Origin of the sequence: Parasphingorhabdus sp. (genome assembly GCF_048267785.1) — a bacterium.
Taxonomy (GTDB): Bacteria; Pseudomonadota; Alphaproteobacteria; order Sphingomonadales; family Sphingomonadaceae; genus Parasphingorhabdus.
Genome location: NZ_JBLWWU010000006.1, coordinates 1 through 26,269, shown reverse-complemented (window position 1 = coordinate 26,269; position 26,269 = coordinate 1). Strand labels below are relative to the sequence as shown.

Annotated in this window: 19 protein-coding genes; 9 read left to right on the top strand and 10 right to left on the bottom strand. The window is 55.9% G+C overall.

Annotated elements, in window-relative coordinates; translation table 11 throughout:
- Nucleotides 1-77: 77 nt before the first annotated feature.
- From cobA to ACN0VD_RS06315, 9 genes are all read right to left on the bottom strand, one after another.
- Complete coding sequence (gene cobA, locus ACN0VD_RS06355; protein ID WP_417592792.1) at nucleotides 78-881, bottom strand: uroporphyrinogen-III C-methyltransferase; 804 nt, start codon at nucleotides 879-881, stop codon at nucleotides 78-80.
- Nucleotides 878-3,472, bottom strand: coding sequence for a molybdopterin-dependent oxidoreductase (locus ACN0VD_RS06350; RefSeq protein WP_417592790.1), 2,595 nt, complete (start codon nucleotides 3,470-3,472; stop codon nucleotides 878-880). The genes cobA and ACN0VD_RS06350 overlap by 4 nt, the downstream gene beginning before the upstream one ends.
- Entirely contained in the window at nucleotides 3,469-3,810 is a 342-nt protein-coding gene (gene nirD / locus ACN0VD_RS06345) for a nitrite reductase small subunit NirD (protein ID WP_173205622.1), read from the bottom strand. Before nirD ends, ACN0VD_RS06350 begins: the two co-directional genes overlap by 4 nt.
- Nucleotides 3,810-6,257 (bottom strand): nitrite reductase large subunit NirB, encoded by a 2,448-nt coding sequence (nirB, locus tag ACN0VD_RS06340; RefSeq protein ID WP_417592788.1) that lies wholly within the window; start codon nucleotides 6,255-6,257, stop codon nucleotides 3,810-3,812. Before nirB ends, nirD begins: the two co-directional genes overlap by 1 nt.
- Nucleotides 6,187-7,356 (bottom strand): nitrate ABC transporter ATP-binding protein, encoded by a 1,170-nt coding sequence (locus ACN0VD_RS06335; RefSeq protein ID WP_417592786.1) that lies wholly within the window; start codon nucleotides 7,354-7,356, stop codon nucleotides 6,187-6,189. The genes nirB and ACN0VD_RS06335 overlap by 71 nt, the downstream gene beginning before the upstream one ends.
- Nucleotides 7,357-7,366: 10 nt before the next feature.
- The gene (locus ACN0VD_RS06330) at nucleotides 7,367-8,434 is read right to left on the bottom strand and encodes an ABC transporter permease (protein WP_417592784.1); all 1,068 of its coding nucleotides are present in this window, start codon (nucleotides 8,432-8,434) and stop codon (nucleotides 7,367-7,369) included.
- Between the two features lie 28 nt (nucleotides 8,435-8,462).
- On the bottom strand, nucleotides 8,463-9,875 hold the full coding sequence (locus ACN0VD_RS06325) for a CmpA/NrtA family ABC transporter substrate-binding protein (RefSeq protein ID WP_417592782.1): 1,413 nt from the start codon (nucleotides 9,873-9,875) through the stop codon (nucleotides 8,463-8,465).
- A 253-nt stretch (nucleotides 9,876-10,128) separates the two neighbouring features.
- Nucleotides 10,129-11,346, bottom strand: a complete 1,218-nt coding sequence (locus ACN0VD_RS06320) for a CmpA/NrtA family ABC transporter substrate-binding protein (RefSeq protein WP_417592780.1) — start codon at nucleotides 11,344-11,346, stop codon at nucleotides 10,129-10,131.
- Entirely contained in the window at nucleotides 11,343-11,924 is a 582-nt protein-coding gene (locus ACN0VD_RS06315) for an ANTAR domain-containing response regulator (protein WP_417592778.1), read from the bottom strand. The genes ACN0VD_RS06320 and ACN0VD_RS06315 overlap by 4 nt, the downstream gene beginning before the upstream one ends.
- Before the next feature lie 123 nt (nucleotides 11,925-12,047).
- Between ACN0VD_RS06315 and ACN0VD_RS06310 the strand changes: the two genes are divergently transcribed.
- The 5 genes from ACN0VD_RS06310 to ACN0VD_RS06290 all read left to right on the top strand — a co-directional run bounded on the left by ACN0VD_RS06310 (nucleotide 12,048) and on the right by ACN0VD_RS06290 (nucleotide 20,291).
- Nucleotides 12,048-12,953, top strand: coding sequence for a LysR family transcriptional regulator (locus ACN0VD_RS06310; RefSeq protein WP_417592776.1), 906 nt, complete (start codon nucleotides 12,048-12,050; stop codon nucleotides 12,951-12,953).
- A gap of 173 nt (nucleotides 12,954-13,126) precedes the next feature.
- A complete protein-coding gene (locus ACN0VD_RS06305; protein WP_417592774.1) occupies nucleotides 13,127-16,207 on the top strand; it encodes a TonB-dependent receptor domain-containing protein in 3,081 nt (1,026 codons plus the stop codon).
- Between the two features lie 3 nt (nucleotides 16,208-16,210).
- Nucleotides 16,211-17,461, top strand: coding sequence for a M14-type cytosolic carboxypeptidase (locus ACN0VD_RS06300; RefSeq protein ID WP_417592772.1), 1,251 nt, complete (start codon nucleotides 16,211-16,213; stop codon nucleotides 17,459-17,461).
- Entirely contained in the window at nucleotides 17,458-19,059 is a 1,602-nt protein-coding gene (locus ACN0VD_RS06295; protein WP_417592770.1) for an N-acyl-D-amino-acid deacylase family protein, read from the top strand. Before ACN0VD_RS06300 ends, ACN0VD_RS06295 begins: the two co-directional genes overlap by 4 nt.
- Nucleotides 19,053-20,291, top strand: a complete 1,239-nt coding sequence (locus ACN0VD_RS06290) for a dicarboxylate/amino acid:cation symporter (RefSeq protein ID WP_417592768.1) — start codon at nucleotides 19,053-19,055, stop codon at nucleotides 20,289-20,291. Before ACN0VD_RS06295 ends, ACN0VD_RS06290 begins: the two co-directional genes overlap by 7 nt.
- Before the next feature lie 8 nt (nucleotides 20,292-20,299).
- Here the strand turns inward: ACN0VD_RS06290 and ACN0VD_RS06285 are convergent, their stop codons facing one another.
- Nucleotides 20,300-21,517 (bottom strand): FAD-dependent oxidoreductase, encoded by a 1,218-nt coding sequence (locus ACN0VD_RS06285; protein ID WP_417592766.1) that lies wholly within the window; start codon nucleotides 21,515-21,517, stop codon nucleotides 20,300-20,302.
- 190 nt (nucleotides 21,518-21,707) lie between these two features.
- Here ACN0VD_RS06285 and ACN0VD_RS06280 point away from each other — a divergent pair, with 190 nt between their 5' ends.
- The 4 genes from ACN0VD_RS06280 to ACN0VD_RS06265 all read left to right on the top strand — a co-directional run.
- Entirely contained in the window at nucleotides 21,708-23,825 is a 2,118-nt protein-coding gene (locus ACN0VD_RS06280; RefSeq protein ID WP_417592764.1) for a CapA family protein, read from the top strand.
- Nucleotides 23,826-24,474: 649 nt separating this feature from the next.
- Nucleotides 24,475-25,077, top strand: coding sequence for a ParB/Srx family N-terminal domain-containing protein (locus tag ACN0VD_RS06275; protein ID WP_417592762.1), 603 nt, complete (start codon nucleotides 24,475-24,477; stop codon nucleotides 25,075-25,077).
- Nucleotides 25,011-25,796 carry a DNA-methyltransferase gene (locus tag ACN0VD_RS06270; RefSeq protein WP_417592760.1) on the top strand — a complete coding sequence of 262 codons (786 nt, stop codon included), beginning with the start codon at nucleotides 25,011-25,013 and terminating at the stop codon, nucleotides 25,794-25,796. The genes ACN0VD_RS06275 and ACN0VD_RS06270 overlap by 67 nt, the downstream gene beginning before the upstream one ends.
- Nucleotides 25,793-26,269 (top strand): DUF5681 domain-containing protein (locus tag ACN0VD_RS06265; RefSeq protein WP_417592758.1); only part of this gene is annotated, 477 nt, incomplete at its 3' end. The genes ACN0VD_RS06270 and ACN0VD_RS06265, both read left to right, overlap by 4 nt.

The following is a 26,269-nucleotide window of genomic DNA, read 5'->3' as shown; positions in this document are numbered from 1 at the left end:
TTAAAATGAACGCAACTGGCACAAATGGCGCTGTCGGCACTTTGCTTGCAACCGGGACGTTGCTCACCGCACCGTCGTCAATGACAGAATATTGCTCTTTGCGATGGTAACCCTGCATATGAGAAACCTGAATCACTTGCCCTTCGACCTAGTCGCACCGCTTCGCCAATCAGCATCAGGGCGGGACCATCTCCCAGGGCCGATTTCGCTGAAAGCGCCAACAGATCAAGGCGCGTGCTGAACTGGCGCTTTTCGGGCAGGCTGGCGTTTTCTGTCAGAAGCACGGGTGTGTCTCCGGGCAAACCGGCGTCGACAAGCTGCCGTGAAATGGTTCCCGCGGCCGCCTTGCCCATATAGATTGCGAGCGTTGCCTTGGGATCCGCCAGCGCCTGCCAATCTAGATCGAGCTCTTCACCCGCTTTTGCGTGAGCGGTTACAAATATCAGCTTGCGGGCGAGACCGCGCAAGGTCAGCGATATTCCGGCGCTTGCAGCGGCGGCTGAGGCGGCGGTTATGCCGGGGCAGATATGACAGGCGATGCCATGTGACGCCAGCGCATCCATTTCCTCTGCTGCGCGGCCAAAAATTCCTACATCGCCGCCTTTCAGGCGAACCACTCGTTCTCCCGCCAATGCGGCGTCAACCAGCATGTCGTTGATGCTGCGCTGGTCTTTGGAATGGCGGCCAGATCGCTTGCCGACAGGAACAAGCCGCGCGGATTGTGGCGCCAGTTCCAGCACGCCCTTGCCGACAAGCGCATCGTAGAAAATGACGCTGGCAGCGCGGATCAGTTTCTCGGCCTTGCGGGTCAACAGGTCCGGATCGCCGGGGCCTGCGCCGACTAGCCATATGGTTCCGGGCGGGATGACAGTATCACTCATTCGGCGGCCTCCAATTTCGGTTCCAGTGTTTCCGCCAGCAATCTGGCAAGCGCGGGTCGGCAACTGCCGCAATTTGTCCCCGCATTCAGTGCCGTTCCGACATCTTCCAGACTGGTGAGCGATTGCTCGCCAATCGCGCTGATGATCTGTTTAACGCCGATGTTGAAACACACGCACAGGATCGCGCCCTTGTCCGGCCCGGCCAGTTTCGGGCGCGCCGCGAGCAAGGAGTGGGCATCCGCCTGTTCCTCGCTGACCAATTGTGCCGCAATCCATTCCCGTGATGGAAGTTGACCGTTGCGCGTTAGGAAAAGTGCTGCCGCCAGCCTGCCTTCGTTATCGCGCACGGCGATACGGCGCATCCCGCGTTTCATGTCTACCGCCTCGAGACGGTCGCCAACGGGCAGCAGTCCGTCCATGTCAATATTGCCCGCGCCCGCCATTTCAGTGAGCCAACCGCCCGCGATCTTTGCGCTCGTCCAATACAGCAGGGCTGGCAATGCCGGCCGCTTGCTGCTGACCAGAAAGGCCCGCCATTCCGATTCGACCGTTTCGATATTACACGGACTGTTTTTATATGCGGGTTGGCCCGATACCGGGTCGACCGTTTGATCGGGCAAGCGGTTGGCACGACCGCCGCCGCTCATCTGATCGGTCCAGTGCATCGGGACGAACATCTCGCCCTTGCGTTGCGCCTCGGTAATCTGCACCCGAAAGATGCTGTCACCCTGTGGGGTGGTAATACGCGCCAGATTGCCGTCTCCAATAGCGCGCTCGCTGGCATCATCCGGGTGAATTTCGACCAGCGCTTCGCGGCGATGTTGTGACAGCCGCGGACTGAGACCCGTTCGGCTCATCGTGTGCCATTGATCCCGATAGCGGCCTGTATTGAGACGGAGCGGGAATGCACGATCGACCGGCGCCGGAGAAGAAGGAGCAACGGCAACCAGCCTTGCCTTGCCATCGGCAGAGGTGAATTTCCCCTCCGCGAAAGGTGATGCACCACCCCAGGCTTTCGGCACCCAGTCGTCATATTCGTTATCGCGGGTGTCAGCCCATTCGGATATATCCAGTTTGCGCTGGCCGTCGTTACGAAATCCGGTTTGCCCGGCATATTCGCGGAAGATAGCAGCCGGCCCGTCGAAGGAAAATGCGTTGCCAAATCCCATGCGGCGAGCAACCTCCTGCACGATCCACCAATCGGCTTTGGCCTCTCCTGGTGCAGCGAATAACGGACGCTGGCGACTGATGACACGTTCGCTGTTCGTGACGGTGCCATCTTTCTCACCCCAGGCCAGTGCCGGCAGTTTCACATCGGCATAGGCAGTTGTGTCGGTTTCGGCGATAACATCGGAAACCACGACAAAATCGCAGCGGTTCAATGCCTCGCGGACATAATCAGCATCCGGCATCGAGACCGCCGGGTTGGTTGCCATGACCCAGATCGCCTTGATTTTTCCATCATGGACATCGCGGAACATGTCGACAGCCTTGCGCCCTGGTTTGCGAGCGATTGTCGGACTGCTCCAATATGTTTGGGCGGCTTCGCATTCTGCATCAGAAAAACCCATATGCGCAGCAAGCATCGAAGAGAGCCCTCCGACCTCACGCCCGCCCATGGCGTTGGGCTGGCCGGTGATCGAAAATGGCCCCATGCCGGGCTTGCCAATCCTGCCAGTTGCAAGGTGCAGGTTGATGATCGCATTGCCCTTGTCGGTGCCGCCCGCCGACTGGTTCGTACCCTGACTGAACAGGGTGACCATTTTTGGATGGGCGGCCACCAGATCGGCAAGCTGATCGAATACATCAGGATCGATACCCACTGCTGCCGGATCACCGTTCAGCCCGTTCCAGAATCCGGCCGGTGCGGCCACATGATCGCGCAAATAATCTTCATCCAGCAATCCCCTTGTCATCATTTCGGCAAGCAAGACGTTGAACAATGCGACGTCCCCGTCGAGCGCGATGGGTAAATGGAGATCGGCACATTCGGCTGTTTCGGTGCGGCGCGGATCAATCACCACCAGTTTCGTCCCGCGTTCGCTGCGCGCCTTTTCGATGCGCTGCCAGATCACCGGATGACACCAGGCGGTGTTCGACCCGACGAGCAGGATGAGATCGGCATTTCCCAGATCATCATAGCTGCAGGGCACGACATCTTCGCCGAACGCCCGCACATGGGCGGCAACCGCACTGGCCATGCACAGGCGGCTGTTGGTGTCGATATTGGCGCTGCCGATAAAGCCCTTCATCAGCTTGTTGGCGACATAATAATCTTCGGTCAGCAACTGGCCGGAGACGTAGAACGCGACGCTGTCCGGGCCATGCTCGCGGATTGTCTCGGCAAAGCGATTGGCCACCAGATCGAGCGCCTTGTCCCACTCCGCCGGCTCACCGTCTATTTCCGGACGGAGCAGCCGTCCTTCAAGATTGACCGTTTCCGCCAAATGCGTTCCCTTGGAACAAAGCCGGCCGAGATTCGCTGGATGCTCCTCGTCACCCGCGATGATCACATCGCGGTCACCGGTGATTTCGGCTTTGATGCCGCAACCGACGCCGCAATAGGGACAAGTGGTGCGAACCGGAGTCACACGGCCCCAGCGAGGGCGGGAGCGCGTTCGATATAAATCCGGCCCGCGTCAATTTTGACCGGGATCACCGGCACGCACCCCTTGTCCTCGCCCAATGCCTCGCCCGTTAGTAAGGAAATGCGCCAGTTATGTAGAGGACAGGTTACGCTGGTGTCGTGAACGATCCCCTGACTCAGCGGCCCGGCCTTGTGCGGGCATTTGTTCGCCAGAGCATGAATGCTGCCCGTAGCGGTGCGGAATATCGCTATCTCCTGGCCGCCTTGTACCGGCAGCGTCCGCGCGCCCATGGCAGGCAGTTGTTCGACCGGGCCGATATCGATCCATTTTGCATCTACCATCATGCTGGCTCCAGAACGGCAAAGGGCCGAATTTCGGCGATATGCTTGTGCAGGTGACCTTCAGCCCCGGCGACACGTTCCGCCCATGGGTCTTTCTGATGCACCGACTGGGCAAACAGAAAACGTTCCTGCAATTCCTTGCGACCCGCCTCGTCTTCGACAATGCGGCCCTTGATATAGTCCATGCCAACCCTTTCTACCCACGGTGCCGTGCGATCGAGATAGCGCGCTTCCTCCCGGTAGAGCTGGATGAAGGCGGCCATATATTCGAGCGCCTGCTCTTCGGTCTCAACCTTGCACAGGAAGTCGGTGCCACGCAGATGGATCCCGCCATTGCCGCCAACGCTCAGCTCATAACCGCTGTCGACACAGATGATTCCGAGATCCTTGATCGATGCCTCTGCACAATTGCGCGGACAGCCTGACACGGCGATCTTGAATTTATGCGGCATCCAGCTGCCCCAGGTCATCTGTTCGGCCTTAATCCCAAGACCGGTCGAGTCCTGCGTACCGAAGCGGCACCATTCACTGCCGACGCAGGTTTTGACCGTGCGCAGCGCCTTGCCATAAGCATGGCCGGACACCATCCCGGCGGCGTTCAGGTCTGCCCAGATAGCGGGCAGGTCCTCTTTCTTGATACCGAAAATATCCAGCCTTTGGCCGCCCGTGACCTTGACCAGCCGCGCTTCATATTTATCGGCGGCATCGGCAATCGCGCGCAGCTCATTCGGCGTCGTTATCCCGCCCCACATTCTGGGGACCACCGAATAAGTACCGTCTTTCTGGATATTGGCATGCATCCGTTCATTGACGAACCGGCTTTGCGGGTCTTCCTCATGCTCCGTGGGCCAGGCGCACAGCAGATAATAGTTGAGCGCCGGACGGCAGGAGGCGCAGCCGTCCGCCGTGGTCCAGTGCAACTCCTGCATCACCTGCGGAATCGATTTCAGCTCTTTTTCTAGAATATTGCGCCGGACATCTTCGTGGGTGAAACTGGTGCATTTGCACATTGGCGTAACCGTTCGCGCGCCGCCATATTCCTCACCGAGCGAAAGGCTGAGCAGACTTTCAACCAGGCCGGTGCAGGAACCGCAACTGGCGGATGCCTTGCAACCGGCGCGAACGCTATCGAGGTCATTGGCTCCACCATCGATGCACGCGACCACCTGTCCCTTGGTTACGCCGTTGCAGCCGCAGATTTCTGCGTCGAGGGACAATGCTGCAACGGCGCTGTCAGGGTCCAGCGTGGCCCCTCCCGAAGCAAAAGCCTGGCCGAAAATAAGCGCTTCGCGGATATCGGATATGTCTTCCTGGCGCTTCAGAAGATCGAAATACCAGCTGCCGTCTGCCGTATCTCCGTACAGCACAGCTCCGATCAGCTGGTTTCCCTGCACCACCACGCGTTTGTAAACGCCGCGGGAAGCGTCGCGCATGACGATGTCTTCGGTATCGTCACCGCCCGAGAAATCACCGGCGGAGAACAGGTTGATGCCGGACACCTTCAGCTTGGTTGCGGTAACCGAACCGGCATATCCGGAAGGATCATCGGTCATAAAATCGGCCAGGGCACGGCACATTTCCCACAGGGGCGCGACCAACCCGTAGCAGGCGCCGCGATGCTGCACGCATTCCCCGACCGCGACTATTACCGGATCGCTGGTTACCATATTGTCGTCCACGATTATGCCGCGCTCGACCTCCAGTTCCGCCAGTTTGGCCAGACCTGTCGACGGCTTTATCCCGACCGCCATGACAACAAGGTCGGCCTCAATTTCGGTCCCGTCCTTGAGCTTTACGCCCGTGACATGGCTGTCTCCCAATATTTCCGCAGTATCGGCCTGGGTAATGATCGTTTGTCCGCGCCGTTCGAGTTCGCTTCGCAACAGAAAGCCTGCCGCTTCATCCAGCTGCCGCTCCATCAGGGTCGGCATAAGGTGCAAGACGGTCACCTTCATCCCGCGCAGGGAGAGACCGTGCGCCGCTTCCAGCCCCAGAAGTCCGCCGCCAATGACAACGACATTCCCGCCGGATTCTGCTGCGGTCAACATCTTGTCGACGTCATCGAGATCGCGAAAGGTGATGACGCCCGGCAATTTATGGCCTGGCACCGGAATGATGAACGGATCGGATCCTGTGGCGATCAGCAGCCGATCATAAGGCGTCACCCGGCCCGAGGCACTGACCACCTCTCTGGCTTCGCGTTTGATCGCGATGACAGCATCGCCGCTAACCAATTCTATTCCGTTATCCTCATACCAGCTTTGATCATTGATGATGATTTCTTCGAAGCTCTTGTCGCCCGCCAGAACGGGAGACAGCATGATCCGGTCATAATTGACCCGGGGTTCGGCGCCGAAGATGGTGATGGCGTATCGGTCAGCGTCGCGGGCGAGGATTGTCGGGGCCGGCAACATCAATTTCCCGTCCGTCCAAAATGATCCCGCCATCGCTGATCTCGTTCAGTCCCGCAGCCATTGTGAGCACGGTCGACTTGCCGCAACCGGAGTGGCCGATCAGCGAAATAAACTCGCCCTTGTCCATCAGGATATTCACATCCTCGACCACCGTCAGCGGACCTTTGGGCGTTGGGTAGATTTTCTTGAGTTTGAAAAACTCGAGATAGCGGGATGTTAACGGGCTCTGTGCCGCATCAATATAGGCTTGCGGCAGACCCGCATCCTTCCCGTCCTGTACCCCTGAAAGGTCGAGGGGCGTGATATCTGGTAGGCTGGTCGATTCCGATGCAACGGCTTTCTGATCGCTGCTCAATATGTCCAGATAGCCAACAATCTCGTTCCGCAACGTTTTATATGCGGCACTTTCATTCATTGCCTCGCGTTCACGGGGCCGCTCGATATTCACATCGAAAATCTTGCCAATCGTAGCAGATGGCGCCGGGGTCAGTATCGCCACACGGTCGGCAAGCAGCAGCGCTTCGTCCACATCGTTGGTCACCAGAACAATCGTCCGCTTTTCGTGTTTGCGGATGCGCTCGATCTCGTCCTGCAATTTTGCCCGGGTCAGTGCATCGAGCGCGGACAAAGGCTCGTCCATCAGCAGGATTTCAGGCTCCATTGCAAGGGCACGCGCAACCGCGACACGCTGCCGCATGCCTCCCGACAGCTGGGCCGGCTTGCGGTCCATCGCGTGGTCGAGGCCAACCAGTTCGATCTTCTGTTTTACCAGCTCCGCGCGCTCTTCCCTGCACTTGTCCTGATGAACCGCATCCACCGCCAGTGCGACATTGGCTTCAACGCTCAGCCAGGGGAAAAGCGAATAGCTTTGGAAAACGAGGCCTCGGTCCTTGCCCGGGCCTTTGCAAGGTTCGCCTTTGACCAGCACATCACCGCTATCGGCTTCCGCCAATCCGGCGATGCAATTTATCAACGTGGTCTTGCCGGCACCGGAAAAACCGAGAATGGCTATGAATTCTCCCTCGGCGACATCGAGGCTGATATTGTCGAGTACGTCTGTCCGGTTTCCTGATCCGTCGACAAAAGATTTGCTGACGTTGTTCAGGGACAGGATGGGAAGGCTATTGCTCATACTATCCTCCTCAAACCGTACGATTGCGACTGGCGAAATTTTGCAGAAGCATCATGATCCGGTCGAGCAAGAAGCCGATCAGGCCGATCACGATGACCGCGAACATTATCCGGGCGAGCGACTGGCTCGATCCGTTCTGAAACTCATCCCAGACGAATTTGCCAAGTCCGGGGTTTTGCGCGAGCATTTCCGCCGCGATCAGAACCATCCAGCCAACACCCAATGACAGCCGCATGCCGGTAAAAATATAGGGAAGAGCCGATGGCAGGACGAGGCGGGTCAGCTTGGCGAACCAACCGAGGCGAAGCACCTTACCGACGTTCATCAAATCCTTGTCGATCGAGGCGGCTCCAATCGCGGTATTGATCAGCGTAGACCAGAGCGAGCAAAGCATCACGACGATTGCGGAGATCACGAAGCTTTTTGGCAGGCTCGGATCGGGATCGGTCATCGTCGCCGAAATGACCATGGTGACAATCGGAAGCCATGCCAGCGGGCTGACCGGTTTCATAATCTGCACGATCGGATTGATCGCGGCATTGAATGTTCTGGACAGACCGCAGATCAGGCCGAGCGGCACGGCGATTATTGTGGCCAGAGCGAAGCCAAGGGCAACCGTCGCCAGGGACGTCCAGATCTGGTCCAGAAAAGTGGGCGGACCACTATATTCAAAATTCCGTGTTTCGCCGCCATTGGCAAGTGCCGCTGCATTGTTGGTGTCCTGCGCCGCATAAAATTCCGCTTTCTGGTCTTGCGCGGCGGACCATTCCTCGAAAAGCGAAACCCCTTGAGCGGAAACTTCGACCGGCCCCGGAAGACTACCAAGCGATGTATCCACCTGTGGTGCCAGTGCAGCCCATAAGGCAAGAAAAGCCAATATCCCTATAGTCGGAGCCGCAAGACCTTTCAGCCATGCGAGGATTTTCTTCGGTTCAATCGGCCAGCTTTTTCCAGCCTTGGGGCTCGGCTTGGTGGATGTTACCGGATCGACCGAAACATCTGAAACGCCAGCCTTCCCTTTTGCCGGAGAAGCCCCGCCATTATCGCTGTGAACCTTATCTACAATGACGGTCGCCATGTCTTTGTTTCCTTTATTCATCAGAAGCTTAGTTGACGCCGGAAGCGGTCACTTTTTGCCCTTTTTTCAAACCGATCGGGAATTTCGCGAGATAGGCATTGGGCGCTTTTCCGTCGTAGGTGAGGCCATCGATAAAGCCGGATTGCTCGCTCTTGAAACCGTCGGTTTCCGGGATGCTTTCCGCAGGAATGGTTCCCTCGTCCGCCAGCTTTTTCGCGGCGGCAAGATAGAGGTCAGGCCGATAGACCGCTTTCGCTGTATCGAAATACCATTGGTCGGTCTGGTCATCGGCAATCTGTCCCCAGCGCCGCATCTGGGTGAGATACCAGATTGCGTCCGAGTAAAAGGGGTAGCCGGCATAGTCGTTGAAGAAGATGTTGAAATCGGGAGCCGGCCGCGTGTCTCCGGACTGGAAAGTGAACTGCCCGGTCATCGAGGCACCGATTACGGCTTCGTCCGCGCCGACATAATTGGATCGTGCCAGAATTTTAACGGCTTCCGCACGGTTCTTGCCGCCATCGACGTCCAGCCATTGCTGGGCCTTGATGATCGCGCGGAGCATGGCGGCTGTGGTGGCAGGATATTTCTCGGCAAAATCCTTGCGTAGACCGAGGACTTTTTCCGGGTTCTTTTTCCAGATTTCGTCATCGGTAATGACCGGCACGCCGATTTTCTTTTGTACCGCTGCCTGGTTCCATGGCTCGCCCACACAATAGCCGTCGATCGTGCCGGCCTCCATCGTGGCGGGCATCTGCGGCGGAGGCGTGACGGACAAGGCCGCCTGCGCGCCAACGGTACCGCCGACATCGCCGGGCGTGTAATAGCCCGGTTCGATACCGCCCGCCGCCAGCCAGTAGCGCAATTCATAATTATGCGTGGAAACCGGGAAAACCATTCCCATTTTAAATTGCTTTCCCTGCTCCTTGTAGCTTGCGATGACCGGCTTCAGGACGGAGGCACTGATCGGATGCTGAGGCTTTCCATCGGCATTTTTCTTCAAGCCCGGCTCGATCTGGGCCCAGACCCTGTTGGAAAGGGTGATCGCATTGCCATTGAGATCAAGTGAGAGCGGAGCAATAAGGTCAGCCTTCGTGCCATAGCCGATCGTTGCCGCGAGTGGCTGGCCAGCCAGCATATGCGCACCGTCAAGCTGCCCGCCAATCACACCGTCCAGCAACACTTTCCAGTTCGCCTGCGGTTCCAGAGTGACGTTCAACCCTTCTTCCGCGAAAAACCCCTTTTCCTTGGCGATAGCCAGCGGTGCCATATCGGTGAGCTTGATGAAACCGAGTTTCAGGGACGGCTTTTCAATCGCACCGTCGATGGTCGAAGGCTTGGCTGACCCGCCGCTATTTGACGAGTTGTCGCCACCGCTTCCGCATGCAGACAAAGCCACTGCACAGGCAGCCATGAGAAGAAAATTGCGGCGGTTCGATTTCATTGCTCAATCCCTTTTTCATTGCCGGGCAACGCAAGGATGGAACGAAAAAACACACAAAAAAACCGCCTCAAGCAGCAGTCCTTCAGACTGGCTTGGGCGGCGACATTGCCTATTCGAATGTAGTTCGTTCTACCATGCGTTTGCCCGCCATTGGACAAACCGGTAAATATGGTGCCGAGGATTTTCCCGACCCGAATCAAATAACATCAGCAGATCTAAAAAGGCAAGTTAAAATATTGCGCTGCAGCAAACTTTAGATTTTTGGCAATGAATCCAGATAGTTTTCGACTTCCATAGGATCAAAGATACGGCCATCGAAAAACGGATTGGCACCCAGTGTCAATCGCCCCTGAGTCGAACCGACCGGCAAGCTGCCGGTCACGCTGCCTTCCAGTTTGGCATTGGCACCCGGTATCGGGGTGTCCAGTCCCTTCAACGCCGTACGATAGACATTGGGTCGAAAAACTTCCTCGGCGCGCAACTGATCCTCTGCATTATAGGTCAGATGATCCCAGCGCAGCATTTGCGAATAGAGCCATGCCGCCTGACTTTTCCAGGGGAAGTTTGCCGCCTCCCGATATTGAAACATGAAATCCGGTACATCAATTGTGCGCGCGCCTGCGGTCAGCATGATCCGGTCCGAGATCGCCCGGTTTATCAGCTTCGCCGAGCCATCCAGATAATCCTTGCGGGCAAGTATTTCGGCATTGGCATCCCAATTTTCTGGATCGACAAAATGCTTGGCGGCGAAATGCAGTGCCCGAACCAGACGCTCAAACTTGTCCCGATCATCATCAAGCTTATCGGCGGGAATGGCCAGCACCTTTTCGACGCCGCGACGCCAGATTTGCGCCGTGACAAGAACGATCCGGCCGACGCCACGCTCGACGGCGACGCTATTCCAAGGTTCGCCCACACATATTCCGTCCACTTCGGCATTCGCCAGAGCATCAGCGGCGAACGGGGGCGCGATGGTCACGATATCAACGTCGGCATCAGGCACAATGCCGCATTGTGCCAACCAATAGCGTAGCTTGTAATTGTGACCGGAATAGCGATGCACAACACCAAATCGAATACGATTTCCTGCCACAGCGCGTTCCGCAACTTCCCTTTTCAGCCTTTCTCCGACGGAGACGGGATCGCCGAGCTTGCCACCCGGTGCTACCTTGTCTGCCAACGCGTGGGACATCGTAATCGCGTTGCCGTTCAACCCCAGGATGAAAGGCACGGACAGTGCCTTGGCTGGACGGCCCCTCCCCAGCGTGGTTGCGATCGCAAGCGGTGCGAGCAAATGGGCTGCATCGGTATGCCCATAGAGCAGCCTGTCCAGCACAGATGCCCAGCTTACATCCCGAATGAAGTTTAAATGCAGTCCCTGCTCTTCGGCAAAGCCGTGCTCCTGGGCCAAAATCGGCAAGGCCGCATCCACCAGTGGCAGAAAACCGACATTCATTTGATCAATGCTCACAGGCCGCCCCCTAATAATTTTTCGGCCATGACGATGGCTTCGGCCACCTCCGCCATTCGCTTGTTGCTGTTCATGGCATGGTCACGGAGCAGCTTGTGTGCTTCCGGCTCGCTGATATTCCGCTTCTGGATCAGTATTTTCTTGGCATTGTCGACGATTGTTCGCTCGGAAAGCGCATCACGTGCCTCTTTCAATTCTGTTTGCAACCGTGAAAACGCCTGAAATCGCCTCACTGCCAAATCAAGGATCGGCTTCATTCGGCGCTGGGAAAGGCCATCGACGATATAGGCTGACACTCCGGCATCTATCGCGGCTGCAATTGTATCGTCGTCAGATTGTTCGACAAACATGGCGATTGGTCGCGATACAGCGCGGCTGACAGCAAAATATTCCTCCAGCATATCACGGGAGGGATTGCCCAAGTCGATCAGTATAACATCCGGATCGATCGTCTCTATCGCACGCGCCATGCCAGAACGCTGAGAGATCACGAAAACATCGCGCTCACCCACATCGGCAAGCCCGTCTTCAATTATGGCCGCGCGAACGGGATTCTCATCGATAACAGCAATACGCAACTGCGACTCCGATTGCGGAAGTGACTTCAGACAGTCTAACGCCTTTATGTTCGCAGGTGCAACATGAACGATCAAATCAATCATTAAATTGCCAATCGTGGCACCGGATGCCATGAGATATCCATGCGGCTGCGTCAGATCGAAATATTCTATCATGTGTATCGGGAAGGCTCGATCACCGGCGCGGCGCGGACGCTCCATGTCTCGCAGCCATCAGTGAGCAAGGTGCTGCGCTACGCCGAGGATCAACTGGGGTTTCTATTATTCAGGCGCGAAAAAGGCCGGTTATATCCAACCCCTGCTGCCGATGAACTATTTGGCGATATCAAGGACATATACCAGCGGATCGCAGCTTTTGACCGGTCCGCGCAGAATATAAGAAACCGCAAAGGCGGCCATATCCGCCTCGGTGTCCTGCCGTCACTGAGTCTTGATATTGTACCGGAATGCATCGCTGAAATGCGCAGATCCCAACCTGAGCTCAGCTTTGAAATTTCGACGCTCCATTCGCATGAAATCAAGGCCGCTATCTTGGAGAACCGGTGCGATCTCTGTTTGGGATATGGCGCGATCACGGACGACAGACTTGATATCCGGCAGCTTGCTGAAGGCCAGTTGATGCTGGTCGCGAATGATGAGCAACCGATTGATTCCGAGGGAACGGTGCCGCTCTCGGCTCTGCACGAGCGGCCATTTGTCGATTTGAAAGACAGTGGCCCACTGGCAGAGATATTGGCCCACGAGTTGGAAGAACAGGAAGTCTGTCCCGAGACAATCGTTACCGCCCAAACTTATTATGTGGCCTTGTCGCTTGTGCGCAAAGGGTTGGGCGTTACGGTGACCGATCAGTTCACAGCCTGTTCCCAGCTGTGCGCAGGCCTGGAACGATATCCATTTTCACCGCCGCTGGGATTTTCTATTATTTCGGTCGTCCAAAAGGGTCATCCGCAAGGAAAATTGATTGAAGCGTTTGTCGACGTGGCGAGCGATTTTATTCAGTCGCAGATCAGCTCAGGCGATATTGCATAGCGGTTGGCCGAGCGAGGTCATAGCCTACGTTTATGCACTTCTATCCATAATGTAAGGGTCAGAATATTGCTTTTGCGCCGCTAAAGGTGTCACATTCTGATGGGGTTTGGACAATCGAAGCACAATATCTTCGAATCCAGATGAAAAACTGACGGTCTTTCAGGGAGGCAAACATGTCAAAATTAAACAAAGTAATTAGCCATCTGTTATGCTCATCGGCGTTGATCGCCGGAACCAATAGCACGGCATGGGCGCAAGACGCGGCGGCACAGGGCGCAACAGATAGTGAAAATGTTATCGTGGTCACCGGCTCGCAGATCAAAGGTGCGAAAATCGATGATGTCCTTCCGGTAACGGTGCTTGACGAAGTGGCGATCGAAGCCACCGGCGCAGATTCTGGCGATGATCTGTTTCGGGCCATCCCGCAAGCTGGCACGGTCGAATTCAATGACCAGAGCAGCCAGTCGAACAGTCCAAATGCGGCGCGCGGCGACATTGCATCAATCAACTTGCGCGGGTTGGGCACGGGTAACACATTGCTGCTGATTAACGGGCGCCGGATGGTTCTGAACCCGGGTTTTCAGACCGAACTATTTGTGCCGGTGGTGTCAGCTGACACGAATGAGATCGCTCCCGGTGCCGTCCGTCGCATTGAGGTTTTACGGGATGGAGCCTCTGCGCTTTATGGTGCCGACGCCGTCGCCGGTGTGGTGAACACGATATTGAAGGACAATCTCGATGGCGGTTTTTTGCGCGCCAACTATGCTGCATCGATGGGTACGAGCCTGTATAATTCGAGCATTCGCGGTGGCTATGGTTTTGATTTTAATGAGGGTCGCAGCAACCTGACTCTTTATGGCTATTATTATCATGAGAACGGCGCACCGACGTCGATGCGCGACTATTCCTCAAGCAGCGATCTCCGTCGGCTTGTAGAAGGCACGGATTTTGAAGGCGATTCCAATTTTCACAACAGAACCTCGGACACGCCCTGGGCGACGTTTGACATTCAGGGATCGGGTGCGACCTCCAGCAATATCTGGGCGGTGCGCGATGACGATTTCCACATCCAGCCCTGCAGCTTTTTGTCGGCAGGGGATACAAGGTCTGTTGCTCTCGGCAACGGCCTTTGTGCGGATAACGGATCCAGCGTGGATGCCGATCTCCGGTATGATTCCAATACGGACCGGAGCCTGTATTCCGAAAAGGATCGCTACAACGTGTCTGCGCTCTTCAATCATGAATTGAGCGACGCAGTAGAATTTTATGCCGAAGGGTCCTTTTATCGGTCCAAGTCGACGCGCGTTCGTGAGCAAAGCGGTCCCCTGACTGCCGTGCCACTGGGCGTGCTGTCATCGGCTTACTACAACCCGCTGGGCGCGACGACCCTCCTCGACGGGTCCCCAAACCCCAATCGCTTGGCGGGCCTGGGTTCCGGAGTCAGCGATTCCGGTCGCGACCTGTTGCTGGAAAATTACCGGGTTATCGACGCCGGGCCGCGCAATATCACGGTGTCCAAAAACACCTATCGTATCGTCGCAGGTTTGAAAGGTGATTTGTGGGGCTGGGATTTCGACACCGGTTTTCTTTATTCGCAGGCCAATACAACCGATCTGGCCCGCAACCGGATATCCAGCAGCCTGCTGCAGGACGCAATTAACCGTAATGATGCGACTGCATATAATCCGTTCAATGGGGGCTGTCTCGACAATGTAAATGTCGGCGACTGCACACCGAGCAATGATCAGGTTCTCGAAGATATTTCCATTGACGTATTCCGCAAGGGCGAAACGACACTGGCCTTGGCCGATTTCAAAGTATCTAGGTCTGATATCTTCGTCTTGCCAGGCGGTGACGTCGGTCTCGCCGGGGGAATAGAATTTCGCCGAGAGACGTTTCTCGACGATCGCGATCCCAGACTGGACGGAACGATAACCTTCACCAACGCCGTTACCGGCGCAACCAATGGCAGCGACGTCGTCGGCAGCAGCCCCACGCCGGATACCAGCGGCAATCGCGAAGTATATTCCGCATTTGTCGAAACATTCGTGCCCCTGATCTCGGAGGATATGGAGATTCCGCTTGTCCATTCGCTGAATTTGCAATTGGCCGGCCGGTTTGAAAGTTTCTCGGATACCAGCAGTGCCTTCGTTCCCAGAGCGGCCGCATCATGGGAGCCATTTTCCGGTTTAATCCTGCGCGGTGCATGGTCTCGCGGATTCCGCGCGCCGAACCTGATACAAATCAATGATAGCGGTACAACCCGTTCAAACTCCGAACGGCCCGCGGTTGAATGTGTTGCAGAGCTTATCAAAGGCATTGAAACGGATGCCGGAGATTGCGGCACCCGATCGGTGGTCGACTATCGGACGGGCAACGATCTTGAACCGGAAAAGAGCCAGAGTATCAACTTTGGCGTGGTCGTTTCCCCGGGCTTTATTCCTGGACTGACGCTGACGGCCGACTATTGGCGTGTGAGACAGACTGGCATTGTCGGTATCTTTGGCGCACAAAATGCCTTGTATCTCGATTTGGTTGAGCGCCTGCAAGGCCGGAGCAATCCCAATGTTGTACGCGCCGACCCGGACCAAGATCAGCTAGATCTATATGCTGGAACCGGCATTCTGCCGGCCGGTGATATCATCGAGATTTTGAACCCGTATCGCAATCTGGACTCACGGGTCAGTAAAGGCTTCGATTTTGGTCTATTCTATACGGTACCGGATTTTGGTATTGGCAAATTCAAGCTCACCCTGAACGCGGCACGTTTGAAGAGCATTTACCAGACTCCCGGCGCTGATGGATTGCCTTTGCTGACCGACCTGCCCGATTTGCTCGCTGCGATACCGGAGGTCTCGGCAGCCAGTATTGCAACCTTGCGGCCTGAAGGATTCGGTGAACAGCTTGAACTGGACGGTCGCCCGAAATGGCGGCTTAGCGGATCGGTAAACTGGCGGTCCGGTCCGGTCGCGGTCAACCTGTTCGGCCGTTATGTCGGCAAGATATTCGATGTCAGCGCGGTCCAGAACGATACAGGGGATTTCTACCGTGTGGATGACTGGTTTACCATGAACGCATCAATCAGCTACACCATCAACAATGATACCGGATTGGATGGGACGCGATTAAAATTCGGGTTCAACAATATCTTCAATGAGGATCCGCCGCTGTCGGATGAGCTATTCGGTTTCGACGGTGCATTGCACAGTGCAAGGGGCCGTCAGTTCCGTTTCGAGATTCAGAAAAAATTCTGATCAATGGACAATGTATTTGAATCGATGCCGGATCGTATTTTTCGTGCCGATCTGAGAGTGATTTTGCTTGGGGTGGCCGCGCTTGCTTTGGCCTCTTTTCTGCCGGCTCCCGCGCAAGCGGCGGGGGCCGGTGACAATATTCGATGTGAAACGGAACATGTCACGCTGGACACGGCTTTTCCTTCGGGCAACGTAGCGTCGTGCAGCCTTTCGGGTTCGAAACGGATCGAGGTCAGGCTGGCGCCCGAAGACAAGCCTCCAATCAACTGCAGTGCCTGGTATGCATTTCGGTTGACGCCCCGAACGCCTGGCAAGGTTACTTTGATCCTCAACTATGAAGCTTGCGGACATCGCTATTGGCCAAAGACCAGCACGGACGGGGTGAATTGGGACTATTTACCGAAGAAATTCGTGAAGGTTGAAGAGATCGACGGCCTGAAACGGGCGCGGGTTACCGTGAAGCTCAAGAACGTTCCGCTATTTGTTTCCGCACAGGAAATATTGCCGCCATCGGTCTATCGTGCCTGGCTGGGCCGGATCACCAAATCTCCTGCCGCCGAAAGCTGGTTGCTCGGTAAATCTGCAGAAGGGCGTGATATTCCCGCGCTTACCATCCGGAAAAGCGGTACGGAGCCGCTTGAGCAGGTCGTCTTGCTCGGTCGACAGCATCCTCCCGAAGTAACCGGCGCTCTGGCAATGTTATCCTTCGTCGAAACGCTGCTGGCCGACACGCCCCTTGCAGAACGTTTTCGCGAAAGGTTCGAAACGATCGTTGTTCCCATGCTCAATCCGGACGGTGTGGTGCGTGGTCATTGGCGCCACAGCACAGGGCACATCGACCTGAATCGGGATTGGGGGCCGTTTACCCAGCCGGAGACCCGGCTGATGAAAGGGCTGCTGGATGGTATCGAAAAGGAGCCAAACAAGAATTTGCGCCTGTTTGTCGATTTTCATTCCACCATATATGATGTTTTTTACACTATACCGGATAGCTACGAAACAAGACCTCCACTGTTTCTGAGAAACTGGCTGGGCTTGCTGGAGCAGCATTTACCGGGTTATCAGATCAATCGGGATGCCGGTCACAATCTGGGGCAGCCGAATTCCAAAAACTATGTCCACAAAAGATATGGTGTGCCAACGATGACTTATGAGATGGGGGATGAAACGGATCGCCAGAAGGTGCGCAAAATTGCCAAGGCGGCTGCAACCACGATGATGGAAACGCTCATGGAAACAGAAGCGCCGCGATGAAGGACCGCAAGATTCTGGCGCAATCGCTCGCTCCATTTGCATTGTTGCTGCTTGCTGGCTGCGAGACCTATTCTGAAGAGCCGACCGATATTGCGACAGATTATCTGATTGAAAATGGTCTGGTTTACGACGGCAGCGGGACTGCGCCCCGGATCGCTGACATTGCCCTACGGGCTGACCGGATCGTGTTCATCGGCGATGCGGCCGAAGGGCAATTTGCCGATGCAACAGTGATCGATGCGGCGGGTCTGATCGTGGCACCCGGGTTTATCGATCCACACACCCATGCGGACAACCAACTGACCTCCAGTGATCCACAGGAACGCCAGAACAAGGCATATGCGTTTCAGGGAGTCACGACCGTTCTGGTTGGAAATGACGGTCATGGCAGAACAGAAATATCGAAAATGGCGGCACAAGTACGGCAGGAGCCTATCGGGACCAATGTCGCCTATCTGGCCGGGTTCGGATATATCCGCAAAACCGTGATCGGTGAGGATGATCGCGCTCCAACGGAAGCGGAATCATCGCGGATGAAAGACATGATGACCCGGGCAATGTGCGAGGGCGCGGTCGGCCTGTCGGCCGGACTCTACTATACACCGCAAAATTTTGCCAGAACCGCAGAAGTCATCGAACTGGCCAAAATCTCTGGTCGCAAGGGCGGCTATTATGACACGCATTTGCGCGATGAAAGCAGCTATAATATCGGGTTGATCGGGGCGGTCAACGAGGCGATCAAAATTGGCGCGCAGTCCGGAGCGGCAGTGCATATATCCCATATCAAGGCGCTGGGGCCGGCCGTGTGGGGACAGAGCAACCAGATAATCTCGCTTGTCAACGCGGCGCGAGAAAAGGGTCAAAAGATCACTGCCGATCAATATCCCTGGGCCGCCTCGGGTACGCGTATAAGCAATGCACTTGTTCCGAGATGGGCGCTGGACGGAGGTCTGGCAGGACTGCGCGAGCGTCTGGACAATGCAGCCACGCTCAACCGGATCAAAAGCGAAATGGCGGAAAATCTTGAGCGGCGCGGAGGAGCGGATAAATTGCTCATCACCGGCGCATTGGAAGATGCTGACATAGAAATAGGTCGAACGTTGGCTGATCATGCCGTTCAGCAGAGAAGCGATCCGCTGGACGTCGCTGTCGATATATTGAAGACCGGTGATGCACGTGTTGCCTCGTTCAACATGGACACGGACGATATCATAGCATTTGCCAGGCAGGAATGGGTCGTAACAGGGTCGGACGGCAGTACGGGGCATCCGCGCAAATATGCGAGTTTTCCCAAGGCCTATCGGGACTTCGTGGTGGACGGGAAATTAATGTCCCTCTCCCGGTTCATTCGCCGGAGCAGCGGGCAGACGGCCGACATTGTGGGGCTGAAAGATCGCGGCTATCTGAGGGTCGGGATGGCGGCAGATATTACGGTGTTTGATTCGGAATCATTTGCACCAAGGGCGACTTACGAACAGCCGCGTCTATTATCGACAGGCGTGCGGCATCTGTTTGTCAACGGCCAACCCGTGATACTCGATGGACAATCAACCGGAGCTTTGCCCGGAAGACCGCTGCTCAAGGAAACCCAATGTTGAAATTCTGGTTCAAAATCCCTTTGTGGCAGCGTGTCGTCGGGGCGCTTGTGCTCGGCATCGCCGCGGGCTTGTTCTGGGGGCCGGGGGCAGAAAGCATCAAATGGATCGGTGATCTGTTCATCCGGGCGATCAAGATGCTGATCGTCCCGCTGATTTTTTTCTCGCTGGTATCCGGTATCGCGGCGCTGGGGGATTTGAAGAAACTCGGCAATGTCGGCGGCAAGGCCCTGCTGCTTTTCGTTACCACGGCGATCATTTCGGTTTCGCTCGGCCTTACCATGGGCACGATTTTCCAGCCAGGCGTAGGACTGGATATAAGTTTGCCAGCCGGCATCGATATACCGCAACCGGCTGCAACCTCGCCAACGGACATGATCCTGGCACTGATCCCGGAGAACCCGGTTATGTCGATGGCCGAAGGGCAAATATTGCCGCTTATAATCTTTGCGATGCTTTTCGGTATTGCCTTGCTCATGGCCGGCAAGGAGGCCGCTCCTCTCATTCGTGGCGTCGATGCCGGGTCTGTCGTCATGCAGAAAATGACCATGCTGGTGATGGAACTGACACCCTTTGGCGTATTTGCGCTCATGGCCTGGGTCGCCGGGACGTTTGGCTTCGAGGCCCTGCTGCCGCTCGCGAAAATGGTGGCGCTTAACTATGCCGGCTGTTTCATCATCATATTGGTGGTCTATCCGGTGATCTTGAAGACCATCGCCAAGCTTCCCGTCATCGATTTTTTTCGCGGTATCGTTGATGCACAGGCGGTCGCATTTTCAACCGCGTCCTCCAATGCCGCCTTGCCGGTCACCTTGCGTTGTGTGCAGCGCAATCTTGGCGTGTCGAAAAGTGTTGCCAGTTTCACCGTTGCTCTGGGCGCGACCATCAACATGAACGGAACCGCCATGTATCTGGGGTTGGTGGCATTATTTGGCGCACAGATTTACGGGATTGATCTGACCTGGACATCCTATCTGCTCATCGGCCTGACGGCGACACTGGGATCGGTCGGCGCTGCGGGCATCCCGGGTTCCGGGCTGGTGATGATGAGCCTCGTACTCAGTTCGATCGGCGTACCGCTTGAAACCATCGCCTTTGTTGCCGGCATCAATCATATCATGGACATGATGCGGACGATGACCAATGTCACCGGCGATGCCACTGTGGCTGTTGCGGTCGGCAGGATGGCAGGCGAGATTGATGTCGAGGAATATATTTCCGCCGATGACGTCTAGCTTTCCGGCTAGTTTGCAAAAATCCGCTCGGCCAGTTTTTCGCCGGATCCCATGGCGAGCGTCCAGCCCAGCATACCGTGGCCGGCGTTTATCGCCAAAGTGGGGCTAGGCCGCGATATTATTGGGAGCGAATTAGGGGTCATGGGACGAAGACCCGACCAATGGTTTCGCGTCGCGCGATAGTCTGCTGCTTCGGGAAAGGCCGCTTGCGCGGACGCAATCAAATCAGCCATTCTTTCGGGCCTGACATCGGCACTATCATCCCCCAGATCGGCTAGCCCGGCGATCAGCATTTCGTCTCCAATCCGGGTGAAAACCAGCTTTCGGACGACATCGGTGATGCTGACCTGTGGACTGGCCTTGGTGGCGGGAGCAATGAAGGAATAGCCCTTCATCGGGTAAATGGGTGCCTTTATATTCGTTGAACGCAATAATTTTCCGGCAGCCGCTCCTGAACAGACAATCGCGATATCCGCCTGCAACTCGTCGCCGGAATCCATTTTGACAACCGCATGATTGCGATCCGACTCTATTCCCGTGACCACAACGTTGAACCGCAACGAAACGCCGTATTCGCGAGAAACAACGTCCCCCAGCCTGTCGGCAAAAACGGCGGCATTTCCGGTCTGTTCGGTCGGTGAATAGATCACGCCTGCGACGGGGTGGGCAACTGCATTCAAAGCGGGCTCGATTTTTGTGGCCTCATCATAGGTCAGTGCCATCTGCCGCTCCTGATGCCGGGCTTTCATATACATGATCGCGCGCCCTCTGGAAAAGGCAGCGTTGTTGTCAAAAAGTAACATCTTGCCGGCGGTGCGGTGACCAAATTCGATGTCATGCTTGGCCAGCAATGCCGCCATCGCATCGCGTGATTTTCGCGCAAGCATCAGGCCGTTCAGACTATTTTGCCGAAATTTGCGTTCGGTGCAATTTCGCAGGAATTGCAATTTCCATTTGATCGACACAGCGTCAAACCGGGGGTATATCCGGAATGCCGGGTCACAACCAAGCGCAAGCCGCGGGATCTTGCCCAGCAGATCACGGCTCGCAAGCGCATCGGTATAGCCGTAGCTCAACTGCCGCCCGTTGCCGTAGGATGCACCCATACCGGCACCTGGCATCGCATCGAGTATCGTGACGGCCACACCCCGCCGCGCCAGCGCATAGGCGCTCGCCATGCCGACAACACCGGCACCAATGATCAACGCTGTACGAGGTGTTCTCAATTGCTCGTCCCATAATTAGAAGGCTTATCCTGTTTATATTTCTGCCAATCATCTAGTATTGTTAGACACGTCTAGCATAGCCTTTGGCTATGGGCTTTTGTTCGATGAGCATTGGATGTCTTTCCTGTTTCGCTTATCAACAATCCAAGGTTGCACGGGTAAAAAGCCCATTCGCAGGAAAGCGAGAATCATGATGGATATTGGAGAGCCAGCCCTGACGGCGAACATGCATGAATCTGGTCATACTATTCAGGACCGCTATCTCATTATACTGGGGCTTCTGGCCTGTTTCCTTGCATATACGCCGCTGATTGCAGGCCAGCCTGATACTGTGGTGATAGAAGGCAGGGTGGTCGCAGATAACAGCAGGCTTGCGGACAGTGAATTGACGGTTTTCGTTAACGGTCAACCTTTCCCCGCGAAGATCGGCGGTCGTTATATTGCCAACATCCCACGGGCTGATATCTATCGGCTTCGCTTCGATGGCAAAGCGACCTTCACGGGCGTATACACCTTTGCCGAAGCAGAGCTTCCACAGTCGGATGATGGCCAATATCTTGTCCCGGACGTTGAACTGATTGCACGTCAACCAGGGCGTGTCGAATTGATTTTTGCCGGAGATGTGATGATGGGCCGGCGATTTGAGAAGCCGCTGTGGCGTTCGTCACCGCTTATCCGTCCAGCCGCCCGAACCGGCGATATGGCGGCTCTGCTCGCACCGATGGCTGATTATCTTCGGGCAGCTGATTTCGCAGCGGTTAATCTGGAAACGGTACTCGTGCCGACCGAGCCTCCGGGGAAAGCGGCAAAGTCTATCACATTCTTCAGTCATCCCGAGGCAGTCACCGCACTGAAAGGCGCCGGTATAGATTATGTGACTTTAGGGAATAATCATGTTTATGATTATCTTGATACAGGGCTGCAATCGACAACAGCAGCGCTGGACTCAGCTGCCTTGCTTTATTCTGGGGCCGGTCACTCCGAAGAAGCTGCTTTGAAGGCGGCTCGTGTCGACATTGGTGGACGCAAATATTCGATGCTCGGTTTTGTTGGGTGGCGGGGCAGCGTGTCTCCCAATCAGGTCGCAGAGACCGGCAAAGGCGGGGCTGCGTACGGAACGGCAGAAAATATCAGCCACGCGCTGCAAAGTGAAGTCGCCGATAATCGTATCGCGGTTGTGCAATATCATGGCAGCCGCGAATATAGTGACGCCCCCACTGAGATATCGCAGGCCCGCCTGAGACATGCTGTTGATGCCGGCGCCGATCTGGTCGTCGGCCATCATCCCCATGTCACCCACGGGCTTGAAATCTATCAAGGCAAGCTGATCGCTTATTCTCTGGGTAACTTCGTGTTCGACCAGTATTTTTTTGAAGCACAGCTGGCCTATGTCCTAAAGGTCTGGATGGACGGTGATCAGTTTTATCGGGCAGAAGCGATCCCTGTCCAACTGCTTGACTATCGCCCCGTACCCGCAGTCGCCGGAATGCGTGCAGGGGTTTTGCGAAGGCTATTCAGCCAATCTCGAGCGATGGGAACAAGACTCTCCATGTCCGGCGGCCATGCGGTTATCCAGAATTCCGCGGCGGAAGAGGACAGCCCCATAATGACCTGCCCTGATCCGGAGCTTGAGGACAATGGGGTGAAATATCTTTCCTTCAATCTAGCGACAGGACCCGAGGCCTGCATCGATCGACCTGGAAGCAACCAGAATTGGGGAGAGGATATCTGGCATCGCGGAGATTTTGAATCCAGTGAATATATGGATGCAAGCGACCAGAGCTGGGAGGTGGTGAATGCCGATGCCTCATTGTCAGCAAACAGCCGAACAGGGCGGCATGCATTGCAACTTCGACAAGCCCCGACCACCGGCGGTGTCTCGATTACTCCTCGAACTTTTCTTCGGGTGTTGAACGGTTCTGAATATTCAGTTGTCGGATGGATCAAGACAGACAAGCCGGTCCAGCTTTCAGCATCTTTGCAGTCCAGACCACCGGGTAGCAGTCGGTTTAAGGCTTTGAAGGAAGCCGAATGGAGGGATATGGGATCCATTGCGATACAGGCGGGAAGCTGGCAGCCCTTCCGTTTCGATTTTAAGCCGCTCCATTCCAAAAAAGGCAAGTTGCTGCCAATGCGCCCAAGTTTGCAAATGATGGGATCGGACGGGGCTACGATATTATTGGATGATTTTGCTGTGATCGAACAGGCTGAAACGGACAAGGGTTTCAGCGTAGCCGATCGGTTGCGCCAGAATTTCTGGATAGATAGCAAAGCGGTGAGCCCGAAGACGCCTGCATCTGCAGAGTAGTAGCGATGCGGATTTGACCAAAAGTTTTCTGTGACTCCTCCATCTGGCTGCATGGTGCGCGTGGATGATTTGGACAGTCGAGGCGGGATTCCCAACAATCCACCGATAACATCAAGACGATGATGGAAGCCGGCAAACGCCGGCTGGCCGGTGATTTCGCCCGTGTCGCAACCAGAGATGAAGCAAAAGATCTGCGGCGCGACTCGCGTGCTCTGAAGACATGCGACGCCGTGCCATGAGACGTTGAAAATTAAGGAAAAAGGTGGTGCGCGACGCAGTCTCTAGCGAACCGGTCTCAGGCGTTCTTTTCCTATATTCGTGGGAAAGTAGTGGGAAAAACGCCCTGATACGGCTGAACCGCACCGATTGAACTGTCAGAGCCCCAGCAATGGCGCGGCTTCAGGACAGTTTTCCCATATCGGATGTTCGTGGGAAGGCTGGACCATGTTTGTGGGAACGAGATGCAATCTCAAACGAAAATTCAATCCTCTTGTTCCTTTTCAGCCGATTATGTATTTTCTCGAGGTCCAGATAATTTCAGGCTGGACAAATCCTGCCCAGAGAAACATATAGGGAATGTCGACTTTAGGGCCGACACTTTTCACCACGGAAATTGTAAGTTTTTATCAATTTTTGAAAGGGAAAAGTCATGCCCAAATCACACACAAAATCTAAAATCCCTTCCCGCCTCCTCGCATTCAGCTACGTGCCGATCGATGAGGTGATTGTCTATGCGGACAATCCCAACACGCATACGCGTGCCCAGATAAAGAAGCTCCAGCGCAGCATGAGGAAGTTCGGATGGACCAATCCGCTCCTCATTGATGACGCGGGCAACCTCGTCTGCGGGCATGGCCGTCTGGAGGCGGCGCGCCTGAACGGCGAGACCCACGTTCCGGTGATCAACCTGGGCGAAATGAACGAGCTGGATCGCCGCGCCTATATCATTACCGACAACAGGCTCGCCCAAGACGCCAAATGGTCCAAAAAGCTGCTGCGCTCCGAACTCTCCGGCCTGATTGATCTCGGCTATGAAGTGGAACTCACGGGATTCGACACGTTCGAGATCGACGGCATTCTAAGTATCGGAGAAGAGGAGCCGGAGGACGAGGACAATGTCGAGCTGCCGGCCAATGACGCAGTACCGGTTGCGAGAAATCGAGATTTCTGGAAAGTCGGCAATCAATGGTTGCTGATGCCCGCGACCCGGAGGCCGTCGAGCGCCTGCTTGCAGGCGAGCGGGCCCAGCTAATTGTCACCGATCCTCCCTATGGATGCACGATCCAGAACAACGTCTCGGGCAACGGCAAGGTCAAGCATGACAATTTTGTCATGGGCGCAGGCGAGGTGTCGCTGGCCGAGTTCGGCATGACGCTGCTGCGCCCGGCCTTCAAGGCGATGGCCGCGCACTGCGCACCGGGCGCCATTGCCTTTGTGTTCATGGACTGGCGGGGAGCGCCCTATATGCTCGATGCCGCGCAGGGCGTGTTCCATGAAGTGAAAAACATGATTGTATGGGCCAAGAATCCGGGCATGGGCGCGTTCTACAGGTCAGCCCATGAGCTTTGCTATGTGTTCAAGGTGAGCCCGGGCACGCATATCAGCAATATTGCGCTCGGACGAAGAAATCGCAGCAATGTCTGGCGATATCCATCCGCTAACACGTTTCGTGCAGGGCGGATGGAGGATCTCGCCGATCATCCGACCGTCAAGCCGAAACAGATGATTGCCGATGCCATCCTTGATTGCTCGCGGCGCGGCGACATCGTGCTCGATCCCTTCGCCGGATCCGGCACGCTTTTGGCCGCCTGCGAGATGACGGGGCGGCGCGGCCGGGCGATCGAGCTGGATCCCGTTTACGCCGACGTGATTCTGCGCCGCACCGCCGAGGCTACCGGCTGCGAGCCGCTGCTGGACGGTGTCACGCCGTTTCATGAAGTCGCCAAGGCGCGGCTGGGAGAGGCATCATGAGCGACACTGAAAGCGGCGAAGAAAATGACGAGAAGCCGCCATCCCGGCAGGGACGCCGCAAGGATGGCAAACCTTTCAAGGAGGACAATGTCCGCGAAGATGGATCCTACGAGGTTGGCCGTAACCGGCCGCCCAAGCAGCACCGGTTCGCCGCCGGCGACGGGCGGAAGCGCGGAAGCCGGAAAAAGGGTGTGCCCAATGCCGACACGGAGTTTCTGCAAGAACTTCAGCGCAAAACGACCGTCAGCGAGAACGGCAAAAAGCGCCGGATGACCAAAAGACGCAGTATCGACCTCAGGCTGATCGACAATGCCTCGGTCAAAGGACAGAACAGGGCGATCGAGATCGTTGATAAGAGATGTCAGCGGATTGAAACTGCCCAGCAGCAGAACCGGCGCTACCATACCCTTGGCGATAAACAGATACTGGAAGCCTATCTCAAGGAACGCGCGCAGGAACTGGGGATTGATCCA